The sequence below is a fragment of the Vibrio ostreae genome, from assembly GCF_019226825.1.
GTDB classification, from domain to species: domain Bacteria; phylum Pseudomonadota; class Gammaproteobacteria; order Enterobacterales; family Vibrionaceae; genus Vibrio; species Vibrio ostreae.
On sequence record NZ_CP076643.1, the window covers coordinates 1,681,672 to 1,702,615 of the forward strand.

Here is a 20,944-nt window from a genome sequence, read left to right on the forward strand (position 1 = left end):
CGTAAAATAATGTGTCAGGAACGATGAAACTAGATGATCTAAACCTTTTTCGACTGGTTGTCGAAAACGGTAGCTACACCGCCACTTCTCGTAAGACGATGATACCTGTAGCGACCATTACCCGACGCATTCAAGCGCTTGAAGATTCGCTGAATCTAAGACTTTTGAATCGCCACGCTCGTAAACTGTCGCTGACCGAAGCCGGTGAACGTTTCTTTAAAGATTGCTCACCCTTGCTGCAGCGCCTGGCTTCCATGACGGAAGAGATTACCGATGAATGTCGTGGTGCCTCCGGTAAAATTAAGATTTCAGCGCCCTACAATTTGACCAAACGCATGATGATGCCGATGTTCAATGACTTCATGCGCGAGTATCCTGAAATCAATATTGAGCTGACCACCAGCAACCATGCGGATCAGCTTGACCCAACCGAATGGGATGTCATTTTCCGGGTCGGACCACAACGAGACTCTAGCCTGATCGCCCGTAAAATCAGCGATGTGAAAGATATTTTGGTCGCAAGCCCGGAGTACCTGGCCACCAATCCGGCGCCAAAACATGCCGAAGATCTGGTGCGTCACTCACTGCTGAAAGGCTACCCGCTGATCAAGTGGCAACTGACCAGCACCAAAGGCGAAGTCGTCACCAACAACGACAAAGGACGCTTTCAGGCCAACGCACTGAATGTCGTGCGCAGCGCCTGCTCCGAAGGTTTAGGCATCACTCTGATGCCAGACGTCATGCTGCGCGAATTTATTGCCGACGGCAGCCTGGTTCGGGTGCTGGAAGACTGGAGTGCTAACCCGCGCGACATCTATATGCTCTACAACCATAAAGACCATCTGCCGGAGAAAGTGCGCTTGTTCATAGATTTCGTGATTGCCTACAACATTCACTAACAGGCTACAGTAACCCAATAAAATGCCAGTAACTTAGCGTTACTGGCATTTTTTGTTCTGGTCCGAACAGAAGGCATACAGGCTGACATTCAGCGCAGTTATAGGTATTCCACAAACTGGCTCAGCTCACGTTCCGGAGCTTTCATCGGAGTGCTGGTCGGGGTCCCAAGATACAGGAAACCGACGATTTCATCTTCACCTTCCAGACCAAATGCCGCACGCACATCGGCATGGAACATCCAGTTACCTGAACGCCAGATCCCCTGATAGCCTTGTGCTACCGCTGCCATTTGCATCGCCTGCACCGCACAGCCAGCCGATAAATGCTGCTCCAGTGCCGGAACTTTCTCATGCGGCGTGACCTTGGCAATCACCGTAATGACCATCGGGGCACGAAACGGCGCATTCTTCAGTTTGGTGACCACGGCTTCTTCACTGTTTTCTGCCAGCGCTGCCTTAACCAGAATATCGGACAGTTTCTGCAAACCGCGCCCCTGAGCAATCACAAAGCGCCACGGGGTCAGATTGGCGTGGTCCGGTGCACGCAGGCCCGCGCGAATGATGTTCTCCAGCGCTTTACCTTCCGGCGCAGGTGCTTCCAGTTTGGCGACCGAGCGACGGTTTAACAGCAGTTCAAGAGCGTCCATATTGGGTCCTTCTTAGGTTCTTGATTATTCGGGTAATGCTAGCACACTCGGCAGACAAGTTAGAATACCAGCCATCACGCATCACCGCCTTTATTGGAAAGCGTAAGCCGGGAAACGTCAGCCAAGGCAAAGTCGGAGCAAATAAAAAAGCGGGGCCGATACTGGCCCCGCTGATGTCGGATCATGCCCGCTATTTATGTCGCCACTGATCCCGCATAAAAGCTCTCACCCAATCCTGCCCGGGTCACCAGCCCATCACAAGGCGCAAAGCGGTCACCGTATTTTTCAGCGTGCTGGTTCATTATCTCAACCAGAGCTTTAATCCCAATCTGATCGATATAACGGAACGGACCACCGAGAAATGGCGGAAATCCAATCCCGAAGATAGCGCCGATATCACCGTCACGCGGACTGCGGATGATGCCCTCATCTAAGCAACGTACCGCCTCATTTAACATCGGCAATATACAGCGCATCGCGATATCTTTATCACTCAGCTTCGATTGCGGCGTCAGTTTAAGCAGCTTATAGACCGATTTATCCACCTCTTTCTTTTTGCTGCCTTTATAAAGATAGAAACCTTTACCGGCTTTACGCCCTTTGCGGCCATCCTTGAGCAGAGTGTCAAAGACTTCCGGACCTTTAAATCTCGGACCAAGCTCATTAATCAGAATCGGCATGATCTTGGCGCCAATGTCGACACCCACTTCATCGAGCAGCGTGATAGGTCCAACCGGGAAACCAAAATCAAGCAACGCAGAATCCAAACGCTCAATCGGCTCACCGCCCATCAGGATCTGCGCGGCTTCATTCATGTAAGGTGCAAGAATACGGTTCACATAAAATCCGGCACAGTCTTTGACTACAATCGGCGTTTTACCCTGCTTACGCGCCAGCTCGACCACAGTCGCGATGGTTTGATCCGATGTGGTCGCGTGAGGGATGACTTCCACCAGCGGCATTTTCTCCACCGGACTAAAATAATGCAGGCCGACAATCTGTTGCGGGCGCGCAGCTTTCTCCGCTATCTGACCAATCGGCAGAGAAGAAGTATTGGTAGCGAAGATGGTGCTATCCTGTGCATTGGCTTCAATATCCGCCACCATTTGCTGCTTAAGTTTCAGATCTTCAAATACCGCTTCAATCACCACATCAGTGTGGTTAAAGGCAGTAAAATCGGTTCCACCACTGAGCAGGGTCATTTTAGCCTGCAACTGCGCCTGGCTCAGAATGCGGCGCTTACGCTGCTTAGTGAACAACTTATAGTTGTAACTTAATGCGTTAAGCACACCGTCATTAGACACATCTTTAATTCGTACCGGCAGCCCGGCTTTCGCAACACTGACGTGGCTGATCCCCGCGCCCATCAGCCCCCCGCCAAGCACACTAATCCGGCGCACTTTAGCGGGTTTAGCGTCGCCGCCATGGTCTTTTTTCATTTCTGTGGTAGCGAAGAAAATCGAGCGCAGTGCTTTGGACTCAGAGGTCATCACCAGTTCACCGAAGCGCTTGGCCTCAAGTTCCAGGCCAGGCTGCAATCCCTTTTCCAGACCATGTTGGATCACTTCCAGAATCGCTTTGGCGGCAGGATAATTATCGCGTGTCTTCTGCCGGGTCTTTTTCTCAGCCTGATCGAAGATCACTTTACGGCCGACACCGGTACGCGACATCAGACGTTCTTTTGCCGACAGCTTAAGCGGAGACTTTCGCTTACCCTTGTTGTCGATAAAGCTTCTGGCCACATCGAGTAACACCGATTGCGGCACACACGCATCCACCACACCAAGCTTTTTGGCCTTTTGGGCACGTAATTGTTTACCAGTCAGAATCAAATCTAATGCTGGCAGCAAACCGATTAAACGCGGTAAGCGCTGGGTCCCACCGGAGCCAGGCAGCAGCCCCAGCATGACTTCCGGCAGGCCCAGCCGGGTTTTATCATCATCGCTGCAAACCCGGTAATCACAAGCCAGAGCGAGCTCCAGACCACCGCCGAGACAAGGGCCATGAATCGCCGCCACTACCGGGAACGGCAGCTCACTCAATTGCTGAAACATCTGCTGCCCTTGCACTGCCAGTGCCTGGGCTTCCGGAGCAGATTGACACGCCTCCAGCATGCGCACATCAGCACCTGCGATAAAGTTGTCCGGCTTGAGTGAATGCACAATCAAACCTTTGAGCTGATTTTTCTGGCTGTCGAGCCGGGCAAAAACGGCAGCCATTTCATCGGCAAACGCAGCCTGCAAGGTATTCATTTTTTCACCGGGAACATCAATCGCCAGCCAGGCAATGTGCTGTTCATCCACACTCAGCTGGAACGCTTTCGCTTCACTCATTACTCCACCTCCAGAATCATGGCTGCACCGAGGCCACCAGCTGCACAGGCGGTATTGAGCGCCAACCCACCGCCGCGTCGTTTCAACTCATGCAGAGTCTGGGTGATCATGCGAGCGCCGGTTGCGGCAAACGGATGGCCGTAAGCGATAGAGCCACCCAGTACGTTAAATTTATCCATATCCACTTCACCAATCGCCTGACTGCGCCCCAGCTTTTGCTGGGCAAACGAATCACTGGCGAACATTTTCAGGTTAGCCAGTGTTTGCGCGGCAAAGGCTTCATGCATATCAATTAAGGTCAGATCGCCCAGGGTAATACCTGCTCTGTCCAGCGCCAGAGGTGTGGCATACGATGGCCCCATCAGCATGTCCTGTTCGACGCCAATCGCAGAAAAGGCGTAGGAGCGCAGATAACCCATGATCTCCATACCCAGCTCTTTAGCCTTTCCTTCCCGCATGAGTAGGATTGCCGCAGCACCGTCGGTAAGTGGTGTACTGTTGGCTGCAGTCACACTGCCGTAATCGCGATCGAATGCCGGACGCAGTTTGGCATAACCCTCCAGGGTCGAGTCATGACGAATATTGTTGTCGCGGTCGATCCACTTTTTATACGGCTCAGGAAACGCCGTCATCACTTCATCACGAATTTTCCCTTCCTGCCATGCCTTAGCAGCCAGCGTATGAGAACGATGAGCCAGAGCATCCTGATCATGGCGGGAAATCGCATGTGACTTCGCCATCTGCTCAGCGGTTTGTCCCATTGATAAACCGGTCGAATACTCCGCGACCGCAGGAGGTACCGGCATCAGATCTTTCAACGAAAGGGATTTGAGAACCTGCAGTTTCTGGCCCAGAGTTTTGGTTTTACTCAAAGCCAGTAAACCGGAAGCAAGCTTTTTAGACACGCCAATCGGCAGTACAGAAGAAGAGTCCGCACCGCCGGCAATACCGATGTCTATTGTGCCGGCCATAATGCTCTCGGCGACATTCACCGCAGACTGAAAGCTGGTTGCACAGGCTCGGGTAACGCTGTAAGCGTCAGTATGGATGTTCATTCCGGTGCCGAGCACAATTTCACGCGCAATATTGGGCGCAGCAGGCATCTGAATAACCTGACCGAACACCACTTGCTCAATCAATGCCGGATCCAAATCGCAACGTGCCAGCATTTCGCTGACCACCATTTTGCCCAGATCCAGCGCCGGAACCTGCGCAAACTCGGTACTTTGCCGTGCAAAAGGCGTACGTAGCCCCGCAACGATAGCCACACGCTCTCCCGAACGTGTTGTGACTTGCTGAGTGCCCATTGTTTCTCCTTCCAATAAGAGGTCTGACCTGAACCCATTGTAACCAAGTTGTTAACACAATCAAACGAGCGTTTAAATAAACGTGATATGCACACTGAAACACACGATTTCTTGTTTACTCTCGCACAATCATCCCAGTTGTTAGTAAAGAGATTGAAAGTTTTTCAATAAACAGACAGAGAGCACGTATGCAGGTAACCTGACGCTGTGCCGGTAACCGGTACCGTCGGTTGGCAAATGACCGGCAAAAAAAACCACACAGAACTGTGTGGTCGGAATGTATTCAAGCAATTAACTTACGCCAATTGAAAAGTAATCAGTTTCCTGATTAGGAGAAAGTAAAGTCAGCCTTCAAAAGGAAGTGTCATCTTGCTCAACACGCTAGCCACAAGGACTAACTAGATGACGTGAACCACTATAGCGCGCTCAGCACAGCACATTTTGAATTAGATCAATTTTATCGTGGTTTTGAAGGGGCATTACTGCCTAAACTTGATTCAGAACAATCTCTGACCACATTTCACAACCGAGCCGGGACTCAGCCTGGTAAGTAAGCTGAGCACATACGGTTCGCGCACGGAGAATTTTGTGTCATTACTGAAAAAAATCGGAAAGAAATTTTCCAAACCTCCGGTCAATACCGGTATGGACAGACAAAAAAAATATGAAGCACTGGTTCGTGCTTACCACCGCGATCTCTACCGCTATGCCTACTGGCTGTGCCAGGATCAAAGCGTGGCTCAGGATCTGGTGCAGGAAACTTGCCTGCGCGCGTGGAAATCACTCGATAGCCTGCAAGATGAAAAGGCGGCAAAATCCTGGCTGATCACCATCTTACGCCGGGAGAATGCGCGTCGTTTCGAACGCAAGCAATTCGATTTGGTCGATTTGGATGATTATAGTAGCGAAGCCAAAGTCTCTGATGATGCACATCATCAACAGGAATGGCTGCAGGCACAAATCATGAAACTGGACATCGATTACCGCGAACCGCTTTTTTTGCAGGTAATCGGTGGCTTTAGTGGCGAAGAAATCGCCGATATACTGGAGCTCAATAAAAACACGGTGATGACTCGTTTATTCAGAGCCCGCAATCAATTGAAAGACATGTTAGATTCCGCAGACAACTACAGAGGGCAGCAAAATGGATGAATTAGAATTCCGTCGTCGCATTCTGTCCGATCCGAAGCATCGCGATAAAGAGATACAACAGGCCATCTCGGCCAGTGACAGTCACGCCAGGTATGCGGAAGATATTCTCAATCTTGATGCGAAAATTGCCGAGGCGATGCGGGTCGATGTGCCCGACAGCCTGGCGGATCGTATCTTGTTCAGCCATAACGCCGTCAATGATAATGTTGTGCGTCCACGCTTTATGCGCCGCGCCATGGCAATGGCCGCCTCGGTCGCATTTGTGTTCGGCCTTCTGGCTGGCCAACTGAACTGGGGTAACCTGTTGGTGCCACCTGCCCAGGCCAGCCTGGCAGAGATGGCGGTCAGCCACGTGTTGAATGAAGAAGGATTTGTAGCTTCGATTGACGAACAGGTCAGCTCACGGCAAATCAACGCCAAGATGCGCCCGTTCCATTATCAGTTCGACAAGAGCTTTCCGTACCACGTCTACTACCTTAACCACTGCGGTTTCGGAGACTCCAACGCCTTGCATGTGGTATTCCAAGGCGAAACCGGCAAAGTCACGCTGTTTTTGACCCATATGCCCGCTGAAGGCAAAGTCAATTTCAACCAGAATGGCATGACAGGCGTGATTAAACCGGTTGGTAATATGAGCCTGATACTGGTTGGTGGCGAGGGTGAAAACGTCGACAAAATCGCCCGCCATCTGATGCCGATGATAAAATCATCAAAATAATCTTTCCGACCCGCTCTATTGAGCGGGTTTTTAAATGTTAAAATAGAGTTAAAACTCTAAATTTTTACATTTATCCGCATTTTCGTGCCAATTAACCTCCAATTCTGTAACTTTACCGTCCAATTAGACAATGGTCGGATTTCTATCTTATATACTAGCGTCTAGTATCAGCCACCAACTGAGCAATTGCTCAAACTAACGCCCGAAGAGGCGAAATAAAAAGGAAAAAAGCATGAACAAGACGCGTCTGTTTAAGCAGTCACTATTAGCAGTGACAATCTCTCTGGCTACGCAGCAAGCAGTAGCTGCGGGCTTCCAGCTCAATGCACAATCGGCAACCGGCCTTGGCCGTGCGTTCGCCGGTGATGCCGTAATCGCGGATAACGCATCTGTATTAGCGCGTAACCCGGCCGCCATGGCGCTGTTCGATGAAACATCTCTATCGCTGGGCTTTGAGACCATTACCACTCTCATCGATGTCAAAGACGTTCAGTACACAGGAGTTTTAGGTAATACGCCATCTGTAGAAGATACAGATGATGTAGGTTCAACCTCAGTCGCGCCAAACCTGTACCTGATTGTGCCAGTCAACGAACAATTTGCCTGGGGTCTTAGCGCTTACTCCAACTTCGGTACTAAAACCGAATTTTCAGACAATTATGCGGCATCTGAATACGGTGGCCTGACCGATGTGAAAAGTATCAACTTCGGCTTATCCGGTTCTTACCGCCTGAACAAGCAATGGAGCTTCGGCGCCGGCTTGGATCTAATCTATGCTCAAGGCACGATGAAGCGAGTTGCCGGTGAGGGCTTCCCTCCGTCAACCGTTGTTGTACCACCAGCAACAGTCATCCCAGGTCAGGGCACTTCGCTCTTGGACGTGGATAAAGCGGATGGCTGGGAGGTTGGTTTCAACCTTGGTACGGTTTACGAACTGGATGAAAACAACCGCTTTGGTCTGTCCTACCGTTACAGCCCAGACTTTGAAGCTAAAGATGACGAAGGCCAGAAAATTACCCTGCCACTGCCGGACATCGCTGAATTCTCTGGTTTCCATAAGATCAAAGACACCAAGTTTGCCGTGCACTACAGTGTGCAATGGATCGGCTGGAGCGATTTTGACAAAATCGAATTCCGTAATCTGGATTCCTCACGTTCCGCGGTCGGTGCAACCTCAAACGGTAGCTACGACAAATCCTACAACTGGCAGGACGGCTGGCACTACTCTCTGGGTGGTACTTACTACCTGAACAAAGACTGGACCCTGCGCGCCGGTTACATGTACGACACCAGTGCTCAGGATGAGAAGGCTTCTATTTCGGTTCCTGATTCCGACCGCCAGTGGGTATCTGCAGGTTTTACCTACAAGATTGATGACAAATCCAATGTTGATTTTGGTGCCACTTACCTGATGGGTAAAGACGTTGATGTTGAAGAGAATGATTCTGGTACAACACTGACTGCAACCACTCATGCTGACGCGATCCTATTGGGCTTACAGTACAGCCGTACTTTCTAAGCTGACTGAGATCCGCAACACCACGTTAAAGGGCTGGCTTACCAGCCCTTTTTTGTTTTCAGAGTCCTACTGTTCACTCTTTCAGTGCACATCCGTTCGCCTAAAGACCAACTACACCCTACATGTGTACGCTGAAAATCCGATACCCCTACAATCAATATCAGTTAATTTAACCAAATATCGTACGTTTTGCGGTGTATTTATTCAAACAGCCACTTTGTGACAATTTTAATTTTTAAAGTAAAAGCTCTACCCGTAAGATCGCAGATCCACTTTCAGATAAATTCAGCGAACATGATAATGACAAAAAATAAAACTCTACTCTCTTCTGCTATTGCATGTGGTTTATTGAGCGTTTCAACTGTCACTCAGGCAGCTGGCTTCCAATTAGCCGAATACTCCGCCACCGGACTAGGACGCGCTTACGCCGGTGAAGCCGCTATGGCGGACAACGCCAGCGCCCAGTGGCGCAACCCGGCCATGCTAACGTATCTGAAAGGGACCCAAGTGTCAGTCGGTGCGGTTTACGTTAATCCGAATGTGGATGTCGACGGCAGCGTTTCTCACGCTCTGCTGGGCAGCACAAACGCCAGTGCCAGTGATTATGCCGATGACGCTATCATCCCTAACTTTTACTTTTCTCAGCAGATCGACGATCGCTGGGCCATCGGCTTTGCTCTGGGCACCAACTACGGCATGAAAACTGACTTATCTGGTTTCAACGCCAGTCACTTTGGTGATTCAGCCAACATTGAAACCATGGAAGCCAACCTCAACCTGGCGTATAAATTAACTGACGCGGTCAGCGTTGGCGCCGGTGTTCGTTATGTTGAAGGTGAAGGCCATTTTGGTGCCAGCGCACCGACCCGTAACGCATTGTCACTGCCGCAAGGCACGACCCTAAAGTACATGGAAGGAGATGATGAGAGCTGGGGCTGGCAGGTTGGTACTGCATGGCAGATCAATGACGCACACCGGGTAGCCATCACTTATAAATCTGAAGTCGTGATGGACTTCGAAGGACATGCTGAAGGCATCAGCTATGGTACGCATAAACCGGGTAAGCTGTCTGTCACGCTGCCGGCGACCGCCGAACTGGCGACCTTCCACCAGTTGACACCAAGCTGGGCGGTGCATACCAGCATCAACTGGACCGACTGGAGCACATTTGATCAGCTGACGGCCGAGTTTAACGACGGCAGTTCAGATTTGATCAAATCCGAAAACTGGAAAGATAACTACCGCTTTGCCATTGGTACCACCTACGCCCTAAACCAGGATTGGGTAGTGCGTGGCGGTATCGCGTATGACCTTTCCGCGGTCAGTGATGAACATCGCACTGCGACGATTCCGGAAACCGATCGCACCTGGCTGAGCATCGGTGCCGGTTATAACGTCACCCAACAACTGACCATCGACGCTGGCTTTACCTATATTTTTGCCAAAGATGCTTCCATGTCTGAGCCACGTGATGCATCCGACCAGACGGCAGCAGCGATTGGCGGCGCCTTCGATGCCCAGGTCACAGGCAATGTCTGGATCGCCGGTGTGCAAGCCAGTTACCAGTTCTGACGTCCTCTTTTTCGCTTATCCCCAGGCCCGATGCGGGCCAGAAGGATGACAATAAAACGGCCTGCTGTGATAAGCGGGCCGTTTACATGTTGGAGCCGGGCCAAATCATTTGATCTAGCACTGACCTTTACTTTTCAGTTTGTGCAACAAACTGTCAGACGCCTCTTCAATCAAATCCAGCACCAGTTCAAAACCATTCTCGCCACCATAATAAGGATCGGGAATTTCATCATATTCTGAACGCCCATGGCTTAAGAACAGCGACAACTTATGCTGATGCTCTTTCGGGCAGCGATTAGCGAGGTCGTTGAGGTTTTCACTGTCGGCAGCCAGAATCATATCAAAACGGGCAAAATCCTCATCGGTTACTTTACGCGCCTGCATGCCTTCAAACGAGTAGCCACGCTTCTCTCCAGCAGCCCGTGCACGCGCATCCGGCGGATTCCCCTGGTGGTAACCGATCGTCCCGGCAGACTCAACATGCAATTGAGCGCCAAGCTGCTGCGCTTTTGCTTTCAGTACGGCTTCGGCTGTCGGCGAGCGGCAAATATTGCCCATGCAGACAACCAGAATTGATAAATCATCTGAGTTGTTCATTGTTGTCCATTCACTTATCCAACATTCCATCTTCCAATGAAACCGAATGCCTCGCGCAGGTCAAACAAGCAAGGCGGTTTTTTTAGTTATTCGTGTTATCGCTCACGAATAACTACTTAGTCGATATGCAGTTCACGTCAAAATAATCATCTGATGGATTTGATAATACTGCCATTCAGGTCGATATTTATCATTTGGGCCAAAATTAAGTTGTTGAGGGAAAAACATGTTTGGGTCAAACAAAATTAAAAGTGCCTATCGCGCATTAGAAAGTGAAAATTGTCAGTTACACAGCTTTAAAGAGTCCATTAAGGAGCAGGTTCCCTATATCGAATTTACTCCCGATGGGCACATTCTGTTTGCCAACTCACTGTTTCTGAATGTGGTCGGTTATCGCCTGGAAGATATCCGGGGACAGCATCACAAAACACTCTGTTTTCCGGAAGACACAGAGACCGAAGAATATAAGAAACTGTGGCAAGACCTGCGAAGTGGTCAGCCGGTGCGCGGACGCTTTATTCGTAAAAACAGTCAGGATCTGGCCATTTGGCTCGCCGCCACCTATTTCCCGGTTAAAGTCGAGGGCAAGGTTGCCTACATCGCCAAAGTGGCCTCCGACGTGACGCAAGAGCAACAAGAGCTCGAACGTAACCAGGCTCTGATCAAAGCCATGGATAAGTCGTTAGCCGTAATAGATTTCACTCCGGACGGCACCATACTCAATGCCAATAAAAACTTTTCACTCTGTATGGGGTATGACCGGCAGGAGATCATCGGCCAGCATCACCGCATGTTTTGCGATCAGGAATTTCTCACCCAAAACCCCAATTTCTGGAAAGATCTCGGCGCAGGAAAAATCCAGTCAGGCCTGTTTAAACGCGTAGATAAATATGGCCGGACTGTGTGGCTGGAAGCCACTTATAACCCGATTTTTAATCATGAGAACAAAGTGGTAAAAATCATCAAACTAGCCAGTAACATTACCGAGCGGGTTGAACAGGCGATGGTCGTTCGCGATGCTGCGAAAAAATCCAGTCAGATCGCAGAAGAGACTGTCGCCATTGCCCGTCAGGGGCAGGACTCGGTCGCCTCGATGCTCGCCAACTCAAAACAGATTAATGAAGCGGTCGATATGGTCACTGAACTCATCAACCAGCTCAATAATCAGTCCAAGCTGGTTGAAGCGATTGTCTCCACCATCAGCGATATTGCCGGACAAACCAACTTACTGGCGCTCAATGCGGCCATCGAAGCCGCCCGGGCAGGCGAGCAGGGACGCGGCTTTGCCGTCGTCGCCGATGAAGTGCGTAAACTGGCTTCTCGCACCTCACAATCCACCACCGAAATTGCATCAGTGATCGAAACTAACTCAACCATTATCAACCACATTGATGACAAGATTAAGGTGGTGCTCAGCAAGGCGTTGCATGGTGAGCAACAGGCAAATAGCGTGTCGGAAGTGATCGAAGAAATCATTGTTGATGCCGATTTGGTATCTGAGACCGTGAAAAAACTCGCCATTTAGAGAGGACGTTGACTACGTGGCTTTGTCTGTTGCCAAAGTCTGTCAGTCACCTCTGGTGACGATAAGAACAGGCAGCCTAGCCTGCCTGTTCTTGCATTCAACGCTGGCACTGACCAGACAACAACTCGCCTCATCTATCTCCATACGAATCGTTGGTTTTTGCCATGCCTGAGTTACGCTATGATATGGGCCATAGTGATGATAGCGCTTAACGTTATCACCCCGATATCAATGAAATAAATCAAAAGGATTGCGCATGTCCAACGATGACATCAAACAAGAACGCCATCAGGCACGCCAGCAGAAAGTAAAAGAGAAAGTCGACGCACGAGTTGCAGCGGCTCAGGAAGTCAAAGGCCTGCTGCTGATCATCACCGGTAACGGTAAAGGTAAATCGACGTCAGGCTTTGGCACCGTCGCGCGTGCGGTTGGACATGATAAAAAATGCGCGGTTGCCCAGTTTATTAAAGGGACGTGGGACAACGGCGAACGCAACCTGCTGGAAAAACTGGGCGTTGAATTCCAGGTCATGGCCACCGGCTTTACCTGGGAAACCCAGAATAAAGAAAGCGATACTGCGGCTGCACAAATCGTGTGGCAGGAATGCAAACGCATGTTGCAGGATGAGTCTCTGGATGTGGTTCTGTTTGACGAGCTGACCTACATGGTGAACTACGGCTACATCGAACTGGACGAAGTGGTGGAAGCCCTGCAAAACCGTCCGCACATGCAGTCCGTGATCATCACCGGACGTGGCGCGCACCGTACTCTGATCGAAATAGCCGATACCGTTTCCGAAGTAAAAAACGTGAAACACGCCTTTGAATCCGGCGTCAAAGCACTGCAAGGCGTAGACTGGTAATCGCAGGTCACCGTTCAGCTGTGCGGGCACTGGGCACTCGCGCGGCTCAGAGTAAACCGTCGCCCATCTCAATGGGCCGGTTCAGAACAAAATTGGTTCGTTACAAAATCGGTTCATAACAAAATCGGTTCATTACAAAAGAAAGGGGCTGGAAATTCCGGCCCCTTTGTTTATCTTCCGCAATGGTCATTGATCAGTTGAACAGACCTTTCAGTAAGCCATCAACGGCCTTCTTAGTCTTTTCATCTTTGATCTTTTCATCCAGTTTCTCGTTCAGTTTTTCCAGACCGCGATCCACTTCTTTCTTGGCTTTTTCCTTCAACACATCGTCGAACACCAAGCGGAACTTAGGATCAGCCCACTGCCCTGAGACATTGATTGGAATGGTCACGTCACGCAGTTCATCCAGATTCTTACCGCCCTGTCCCTGCAGCGTACCAACAATCGAAGTGCGCACCAGAAAATCGACCGTTTCCTGAATGTAGTTCGCTTTACCTTCACCGTGAATACGCAGCAACGGTGATTGCATATTGAGGTCATTGGTCGTCACTTCACCCTTGCTCAATTTCAGCGTCGCGGTCATCGCACTGAAGTCGGTTTTCTGCACCGCTTTGGTTTCGTCAACCGCTTCGCCTTTAAAACGTGCGTAGTTGGTGCGGATCATCTGCGCAATGTTGATGCCATTAACCGCACCGTCAGCAAAGTTGATCCCGACGGTACCGGCCAGGTTCTGCTTGATACCGGTCGGCGTCAGGCTTTTACCCTGCAGATTCATCTCAATGTTACCGGTGCCTTCCAGACGATCATTATCGGCGACATCTTTGAGCAGAGGCTGCACTTTCACCCCGCTGACACTGTTTTTGACCGTGTAAGAGGCTGGCGACTGGCGCGCATCAATGCGTGCGTTCGCCGCGATACGACCTTCATACAGATTGGCACTGAAGGACTTAAGATCCACGATGCCACGGTTGACGGCAAAACTGGTTTTGACGTTCTGCATCTTGGCGTTACTGGCCTTAAATTTATCGATCACGATATCACCGGCAACATCCAGCGTTTTCAGCGCAGACAAATCCGGTTCCGCTTCCGCTTGTTTCGCAACCGCTGGTTTACTCTCCCCTGAACCCGCCGCTGCATCAGAGTCAGCCGCCTTTTGATTCAGTCCCAGGAACTCATCCAGATCGATATCCGGGCTGTGCAGGTTAAAACGTACTTTCGCGATGTCGCCCAGAACCACGTTGGCTTTGCCATCGAACTGCAATGCATTGGCGGTCAGTTTTTCCAGCACCAGATTGAGCGTGCTCTTGGTGACATCAAACGCCACATCCGATTGCATAGTCACTTTCATCGGTGACTGCGGTAACGCTGCACCTTCCAGGTTGGCCGTCATATCGAGTTGATTCACCGCCACTTTGGAAATGTCTTTATCAACTTCGACCGATGCGCCACCACTGGCATCCAAATCCATATCCGCTGCTTTGCCTTTGACCGCGAAAGTCAGTTTATTGGCTTTATCAAACTCAAAAGTGTCCAGCGTCACTTTGGCGGAATCAATCTTAGTCGCCGCATCACTGAAGTTGGCGTCCAGATTAATGTTGCGCAGCGCGTACTGTGTGAAATCTTGTGACAGTTTGATTTCGGCCTGACCACTGGCACCAAACTGTTGCTGGTTCATGCTGCCTTTAGCGGAGAAATCCACGCTGGTCCAGGTATCGGCAGCAAATTCTGACACGGCAAGCTGAACATCATACAGCTTGGTCATGGTGCCGGCCTGCTGATCCTGGATTTCCAACAGCGCGTTGTTGACCGAAACGCCAGCCAGGTTAATGCTCCACGCCTGCTCAGTTGACGCTTGCTCGCTCGGTGTCGCAGATTCGGTATTGGCTTGAGAAGGCGAATCGTCCGTCTGTTTTGACGCTGTATCCTGCGCTTTGCTCAGGCTATCGAGGTTGGTGCGACCATCTTTCAGCGTTTCCAGATGAACTTCGGCCCCATCAAGACGAATATTGCCGATATGCAGTTGTTTATCGAGCAACGGCATAACAGAGACGTCGATGCCGACACTGTCTACTTTGAATAAATTCGGGCTGCTAAAGCCCTGAGGATTCTTGAGCTCCGTTTTGCCCAGCTCAAAGCCGATAGCCGGGAAAAACTGCCAACCGATGTCACCTTCGATCACCAGATCAAGGCCGGTCTGTTTTTTGGTTTGCTCAACCAAAAGTGGCTTAAACTGGTTTGGATTGACCAGTGTGACCAGTGCTGCGATCGCCCCTAGCACGACGACAACTAACACCCCTACTACCAGGAACAGTTTTTTCATCTGTTTGTTTCCTTGTATGACGGATAAATGTGGTAAAACAAGTAAACTCGTATTACGGATAAAGAAAGTGGCACTTAAAGTGCCACTAAACTTATCAGAAATAAAGAACGCTATTGCTAAGCATCGGTTAAATTTACGATTTTAGCAACTTTGCGATGTGCGCTTTCAGTACATCGATAGCAATGCGGTTTTTACCGCCACGAGGCACGATGATGTCGGCGTACTGCTTGGACGGTTCAATAAACTGCATGAACATAGGACGCACTGTCTTCTGGTACTGAGAAAGCACGGAGTCCATGGTACGGCCACGCTCTTCAACGTCACGTTTAACCCGGCGCAGCAGACAGATATCCAGCGGCGTATCCATAAAGATGCTGGCGTGCATCAGATCACGCAGACGAGGATCCGTCAGCAGCAGGATACCTTCCAAAATGATCACCTTCTTTGGCGTCAGCGGAGTCGTTTTTGCCGTGCGGGTATGTTCTGTGTAGCTGTATTCTGGTACTTCAACCGCTTCACCACGGGTCAGTTGCTGCAAATGCTCACACAGCAGATCATGATCCAGCGCATTCGGATGGTCGTAGTTGGTTTTGACACGCTCTTCCATGCTCAGATGGCTTTGGTCTTTATAATAGCAATCTTCCGTGATCACACCGATTTGATGGTCGCCTACTTTCGCACTCAGCTCGTTATAAATCGTTCTGGCGATCAGACTTTTTCCAGAAGCAGAGGCGCCCGCGATACCGACGATGACGCATTGATTATTATCAGACATGGTTGTGCACTCGATACAAATAGAAGAGGAAACTTGGGTAAACCGCCTGATTATAGGGAGTTCACAGGGTAGATACCAGTTTGTATTGGAGCAAAATGTCAGTAATTTTCAGGATTGAACAATATTAGTGCAGAGCAAACGATTACATTCGCTCTGCAAAATAATGTGATCTACATCAATCGACTACCGTGAAGCTGATCGGGTCCGGTTTGGCGCTGCCGTGCCAATACAAACTGGCGCAAATTCGCTCAGCCAAATCGAGATAAATCGCGCTATGTTCACTGTCCGGACGCGCGACGACGGTCGGTTTACCGGCATCGATATCTTCACGTACGTGCAAATGCAATGGCACCTGCGCCAAGAGTGACAAGCCGTACTCACTGGCCAGCGTCTGCGCGCCGCCGACACCGAAAATATGCTCTTTACCACCACAGTGACTGCAGATGTGGTAACTCATGTTCTCGACCAGGCCGACCACAGGTACTTCGACTTTGTCGAACATCGCTGCCCCTTTACGCGCATCCGCCAAAGCGAGATCTTGAGGGGTGGTGACGATCACCGCGCCGGTTACCGGGATCTGCTGCGCGAGAGTCAATTGGATATCACCGGTACCCGGCGGCATGTCGATGACCAGATAATCCAGATCCGGCCATTCGGTCTCATTTAGCAGCTGCGCCAGTGCTTTGGAGGCCATCGGTCCGCGCCAGATAGTAGCGTCAGACTGATCCACCAGATAGCCAATCGACTGGGTTGCGATCCCATGCGCCATGACCGGTTGCATCCACTTGTTATCGCGCACTTGGGGCTTAGCATTCAGCTGGGCAAACATCATCGGCACCGAAGGGCCGTAAATATCCGCATCCAGCAGACCAACTTTCGCGCCGCAAGCCGCAATAGCCAGCGCCAGGTTCGCCGCCGTGGTCGACTTACCGACTCCGCCTTTGGCCGAGGTCACTGCAATCACGTTTTTAACCCCTTTGATCGGGTTCGCGACTTTAGTCTGCATCGCTTTCGGCTTAACCACCACATCGTACGCAAACCCGGCCACCTGGCCTGAAGCTTGCTGCTCAGCAATCCATGCTTTGAGCTCTTGCACCACGGAATGCGCCGCAAACGGCAGTTCAATCTTAAACTGACCCGACGCTGCAACGGTCACCAGACCCGGCGCAGCGGCCCAGTCCGGCGTTAAATTCGGATGTTGAAACTGAGATAACCAGGCACAAAAGTCCTGTTTGGACGTAAACGTAAGCATAAGCCCTCCTTTTCGCATCATGCTATCACTCTCCCGCCTTAAGCAGAACCCACAAACAGTCAGGGCATTGGCTTGATCACCAAAAGAGCATCAGCCTTTGTATATCAAAGGTTTCTTTTTATCCCAAACTCAATAAACGCTCAGCTCCAGCCCCGACCCGACACTGACAACCTGCGACGTCCGCACGGTAATACTGAGCACAACCTTTGCCCGCCTCGGCACCATTCATACCTTGGCGTACAGGGCGTCATCAGGTAATATTGTCCATCACATTAAATACCTATCAAACAAAGCGAATAATTAAGTATGGCAACTGAACCAAGAAACTTTCCTGCCAGGAAAATGCTGGTAACTTGTGCCCTTCCGTACGCTAACGGTTCGATCCACTTAGGTCATATGCTTGAGCATATCCAAGCGGATATTTGGGTTCGTTACCAACGCCTGCGTGGCAACATTGTAAACTTCATCTGTGCTGACGATGCTCACGGCACGCCGATCATGCTTAAAGCGCAACAGATGGGTATGACTCCGGAAGAGATGATTGCCGCGGTCAGTGAAGAGCATCAGAAAGATTTCGCTGGTTTTGACATCAGCTTTGATAACTACCACAGCACACACAGTGAAGAGAACCGTGAACTGGCTTCTCATATCTACCTGGAGCTGAAAAAGAACGGTTTTATTTCCAGCCGTACCATCTCTCAATTGTTTGACCCTGAAAAAGAGATGTTCCTGCCGGACCGTTTCGTTAAGGGCACCTGTCCGAAATGTAAATCAGAAGACCAGTACGGCGATAACTGTGACGCCTGTGGCGAGACTTACAGCCCGACAGAGCTGATCAACCCGCGTTCTGCCGTCTCTGGCGCCACGCCGGTCATGAAAGATTCTGAGCACTTTTTCTTCGACCTGCCTCAGTTCGAGAGCATGCTGAAAGAGTGGACTCGTTCTGGCTCACTGCAGTCAGAAACCGCCAACAAGATGCAGGAGTGGTTTGAGTCAGGTCTGCAACAGTGGGATATCTCCCGCGATGCACCTTACTTTGGCTTCGAAATTCCTGGCGAGAAGAACAAGTTCTTCTACGTATGGCTGGATGCTCCGATTGGCTACATGGGCTCGTTTAAGAACCTGTGTAATAAACGTGATGACCTGGATTTCGATGAATACTGGAATAAAGACAGCCAGACTGAGCTGTACCACTTCATCGGGAAAGACATTGTTTACTTCCACAGCCTGTTCTGGCCGGCCATGCTGGACGGCAGCGGCTACCGTAAGCCAAACAACGTCTTTGTGCACGGTTACGTGACCGTGAACGGCGCGAAAATGTCGAAATCAAAAGGCACGTTCGTTAAAGCCAGCACTTACCTGAAGCATCTGGATCCAGAATGCCTGCGTTACTACTACGCCGCTAAGCTCAACAGCCGTATCGATGACCTCGACCTGAATCTGGAAGACTTCACCCAGCGTGTCAACGCTGATGTCGTCAACAAGATCGTGAACCTGGCATCACGTAACGCAGGTTTCATCACCAAGCGTTTTGACGGCAAACTGTCGGCTGAGTTTGCAGAACCTGAGCTGTACAACGAATTCGTTGCGGCTGCGGATCGCATCGCAGAGCTGTACGAAGCGCGCGAATTTGGTCGTGCGATTCGTGAAATCACGGCCTTAGCGGATAAAGCCAACCAGTATGTGGATGAAAAAGCGCCTTGGGTTGTCGCCAAGCAAGAAGGTCAGGATCAGGCACTGCAGGACATCTGTACTGTCGGTATCAACCTGTTCCGCGTGTTGTTGACTTACCTCAAGCCAGTGATGCCTAGCCTGGCCGCTCGTTCTGAAGCCTTCCTCAATCAGGAACTGACCTGGGATGGCGTTGCACAGCCGCTGACCAATCACGATATCAGTGCTTTTAAAGCTCTGTTTAATCGTATTGATCCAAAGCACATCGAAGCCATGATTGAAACGTCGAAAGAAGAAGCTGCAGCCGAGAAAGCCGCCGCAGAAGCCAATGCGCCAAAATCTGAGCAAACCGAGCTGAGCAAAGACCCGATTGCTGATGAAATCGAATTTGATGATTTCGCCAAAGTGGATCTGCGTATTGCGAAAATCGTGTCATGCGAATCGGTGCCAAAAGCGGATAAACTGCTGAAGTTCCAACTCGATATCGGCGGCGAAATGCGTCAGGTATTCTCGGGTATCAAAGCCGCTTACAACCCGGAAGATCTGGTCGGTAAATACACTGTTGTCGTTGCCAACCTGAAACCTCGTAAGATGAAATTCGGTATGTCAGAGGGCATGATTCTGGCCGCTGGCCCTGGTGGCAGCGAACTGTGGATCCTGGAGCCGCATGAAGGTGCTCAACCTGGCATGCGCGTAATGTAACCAGCTGTTCTGTAAGAACATTTAATTGAAGAACTCCCACTCTCTGTTGAGGTGGGAGTTTTTTTTATTGAACCCGCTCACATTTTTAGTTCATCGTGCACACATTTAGTGCAAAATAAAGTTTAAAAACTTGTTAATTCGTTGATTTTAAAGAAATAAAAAATTGGCATCAACCCTGCACTGGTTTAGGTACAGAAACAGTAACAAGGAGTTGGTTATGTTTGTCTTAATATCAATGCTGATTTCTATCGGGATTTTAGGCCTGATGTTTTTCTTTGCCAAACAAAGAGAGTCAACCCTACAACGTAAATACGAGCTGCTGGTTGATCTGCGCCAGGTGCTCTACCTCTGCCGCCAACATCGCAGTGCGACTCATCATGCGCTAATGTTTGGTGAGCACCGAGAGACCGAACTGAATCATCTGCATGATCTAATCCATGAGAAATCTAACCATCTTATTGCTATCGCACACTTCGACAACAAACCTATGTACCGCATTTTACAGTTGAAGTTGAAAACGCTGATGAAAGAGTGGTCCGATCGCAACATAGCCCGCAACCAGATGGTACATGGTAAAGCGATTCGTCACTGTATGTTCCTGATGGATGAGGTGATGCTAGCCTGGCTGGTTGAATCCAACCGCGAAGATCTGAGTGACGAATACCACATGAACTGGCAGCAAGTGATTGATACCATGGAAGCACTGACTCAGCTGCGCATCTCTATCGAGGATATGCATAGCACCGAGGGGCGTGCCCGCATGCAGCATTACTGCGATGTGGTACGACGTAAACTCAATCAGCTGGCGCTGATTAGTCCACTCTCTATCGCCGCACCTGCGTGTTCAAAAGCGATGCACACCCTGTCCGAACTGCATGACAATCCATCCTATGAAATTGATGCAGAACGTCTCTATCAGCTGACCTCCGACGTGTCACTCAGCATCGCGCATGTGTATGACCATATGCTGGCCGAGCTGACCGAGAGCCTGTACATACCGCTTCCCAAGCTGGTGATTGCATAGTCTGTTGATTAATAAAGTAAAACAGATGGTAGAGTCAGCAAAGATAATAACCACTAACACGTTCATTTG

The 20,944-nt window shown here is 50.2% G+C and carries 16 protein-coding genes; 9 read left to right on the plus strand and 7 right to left on the minus strand.

Translation table 11 applies throughout. The features are described 5' to 3' along the window. The first annotated feature begins 23 nt into the window (after positions 1–23). Positions 24–899 (plus strand): LysR family transcriptional regulator, encoded by an 876-nt coding sequence (locus tag KNV97_RS13780; RefSeq protein WP_136484329.1) that lies wholly within the window; start codon positions 24–26, stop codon positions 897–899. A 98-nt stretch (positions 900–997) separates the two neighbouring features. On the opposite strand, the gene KNV97_RS13785 is transcribed toward KNV97_RS13780, so the two are convergent. The 3 genes from KNV97_RS13785 to fadI form a co-directional block, all read right to left on the minus strand. Continuing rightward, a complete protein-coding gene (locus tag KNV97_RS13785; protein WP_136484330.1) occupies positions 998–1,546 on the minus strand; it encodes an NAD(P)H nitroreductase in 549 nt (182 codons plus the stop codon). 194 nt (positions 1,547–1,740) lie between these two features. Next, positions 1,741–3,879, minus strand: a complete 2,139-nt coding sequence (gene fadJ, locus KNV97_RS13790; RefSeq protein ID WP_218563390.1) for a fatty acid oxidation complex subunit alpha FadJ — start codon at positions 3,877–3,879, stop codon at positions 1,741–1,743. After that, positions 3,879–5,186 (minus strand): acetyl-CoA C-acyltransferase FadI, encoded by a 1,308-nt coding sequence (gene fadI, locus KNV97_RS13795; protein ID WP_218563391.1) that lies wholly within the window; start codon positions 5,184–5,186, stop codon positions 3,879–3,881. Before fadI ends, fadJ begins: the two co-directional genes overlap by 1 nt. A 645-nt stretch (positions 5,187–5,831) precedes the next feature. On the opposite strand from fadI, the gene KNV97_RS13800 reads away from it, so the two are divergent. From KNV97_RS13800 to KNV97_RS13815, 4 genes are all read left to right on the plus strand, one after another. Then, positions 5,832–6,338 carry a sigma-70 family RNA polymerase sigma factor gene (locus tag KNV97_RS13800; protein WP_240798158.1) on the plus strand — a complete coding sequence of 169 codons (507 nt, stop codon included), beginning with the start codon at positions 5,832–5,834 and terminating at the stop codon, positions 6,336–6,338. Beyond that, on the plus strand, positions 6,331–7,056 hold the full coding sequence (locus KNV97_RS13805; RefSeq protein WP_136484334.1) for a DUF3379 domain-containing protein: 726 nt from the start codon (positions 6,331–6,333) through the stop codon (positions 7,054–7,056). The genes KNV97_RS13800 and KNV97_RS13805 overlap by 8 nt, the downstream gene beginning before the upstream one ends. A 232-nt stretch (positions 7,057–7,288) precedes the next feature. Next, a complete protein-coding gene (locus KNV97_RS13810; protein WP_136484335.1) occupies positions 7,289–8,575 on the plus strand; it encodes an outer membrane protein transport protein in 1,287 nt (428 codons plus the stop codon). Between the two features lie 300 nt (positions 8,576–8,875). After that, a complete protein-coding gene (locus KNV97_RS13815; protein ID WP_218563392.1) occupies positions 8,876–10,147 on the plus strand; it encodes an outer membrane protein transport protein in 1,272 nt (423 codons plus the stop codon). A gap of 114 nt (positions 10,148–10,261) precedes the next feature. Here KNV97_RS13815 and KNV97_RS13820 read toward each other — a convergent pair whose 3' ends face one another. Continuing rightward, positions 10,262–10,705: a low molecular weight protein-tyrosine-phosphatase gene (locus KNV97_RS13820; protein WP_136484403.1), complete on the minus strand. Its 444-nt coding sequence runs from the start codon at positions 10,703–10,705 to the stop codon at positions 10,262–10,264. Between the two features lie 265 nt (positions 10,706–10,970). On the opposite strand from KNV97_RS13820, the gene KNV97_RS22160 reads away from it, so the two are divergent. Together KNV97_RS22160 and cobO are read left to right on the plus strand one after the other, a co-directional pair. Next, positions 10,971–12,269: a methyl-accepting chemotaxis protein gene (locus tag KNV97_RS22160; protein WP_136484337.1), complete on the plus strand. Its 1,299-nt coding sequence runs from the start codon at positions 10,971–10,973 to the stop codon at positions 12,267–12,269. A 256-nt stretch (positions 12,270–12,525) separates the two neighbouring features. Then, positions 12,526–13,131, plus strand: coding sequence for a cob(I)yrinic acid a,c-diamide adenosyltransferase (gene cobO, locus KNV97_RS13830; protein WP_218563393.1), 606 nt, complete (start codon positions 12,526–12,528; stop codon positions 13,129–13,131). Positions 13,132–13,324: 193 nt separating this feature from the next. Here the strand turns inward: cobO and KNV97_RS13835 are convergent, their stop codons facing one another. The 3 genes from KNV97_RS13835 to apbC form a co-directional block, all read right to left on the minus strand. After that, a complete protein-coding gene (locus KNV97_RS13835) occupies positions 13,325–15,451 on the minus strand; it encodes an AsmA family protein (protein WP_218563394.1) in 2,127 nt (708 codons plus the stop codon). Between the two features lie 133 nt (positions 15,452–15,584). Beyond that, positions 15,585–16,226, minus strand: a complete 642-nt coding sequence (gene udk / locus KNV97_RS13840; protein WP_136484340.1) for a uridine kinase — start codon at positions 16,224–16,226, stop codon at positions 15,585–15,587. A gap of 175 nt (positions 16,227–16,401) precedes the next feature. Then, a complete protein-coding gene (gene apbC, locus KNV97_RS13845) occupies positions 16,402–17,478 on the minus strand; it encodes an iron-sulfur cluster carrier protein ApbC (RefSeq protein WP_136484341.1) in 1,077 nt (358 codons plus the stop codon). A gap of 306 nt (positions 17,479–17,784) precedes the next feature. On the opposite strand from apbC, the gene metG reads away from it, so the two are divergent. Together metG and KNV97_RS13855 are read left to right on the plus strand one after the other, a co-directional pair. After that, the gene (gene metG / locus KNV97_RS13850; RefSeq protein ID WP_218562141.1) at positions 17,785–19,851 is read left to right on the plus strand and encodes a methionine--tRNA ligase; all 2,067 of its coding nucleotides are present in this window, start codon (positions 17,785–17,787) and stop codon (positions 19,849–19,851) included. Positions 19,852–20,068: 217 nt separating this feature from the next. Next, positions 20,069–20,875, plus strand: a complete 807-nt coding sequence (locus tag KNV97_RS13855) for a hypothetical protein (RefSeq protein WP_136484343.1) — start codon at positions 20,069–20,071, stop codon at positions 20,873–20,875. Positions 20,876–20,944 lie beyond the last annotated feature (69 nt).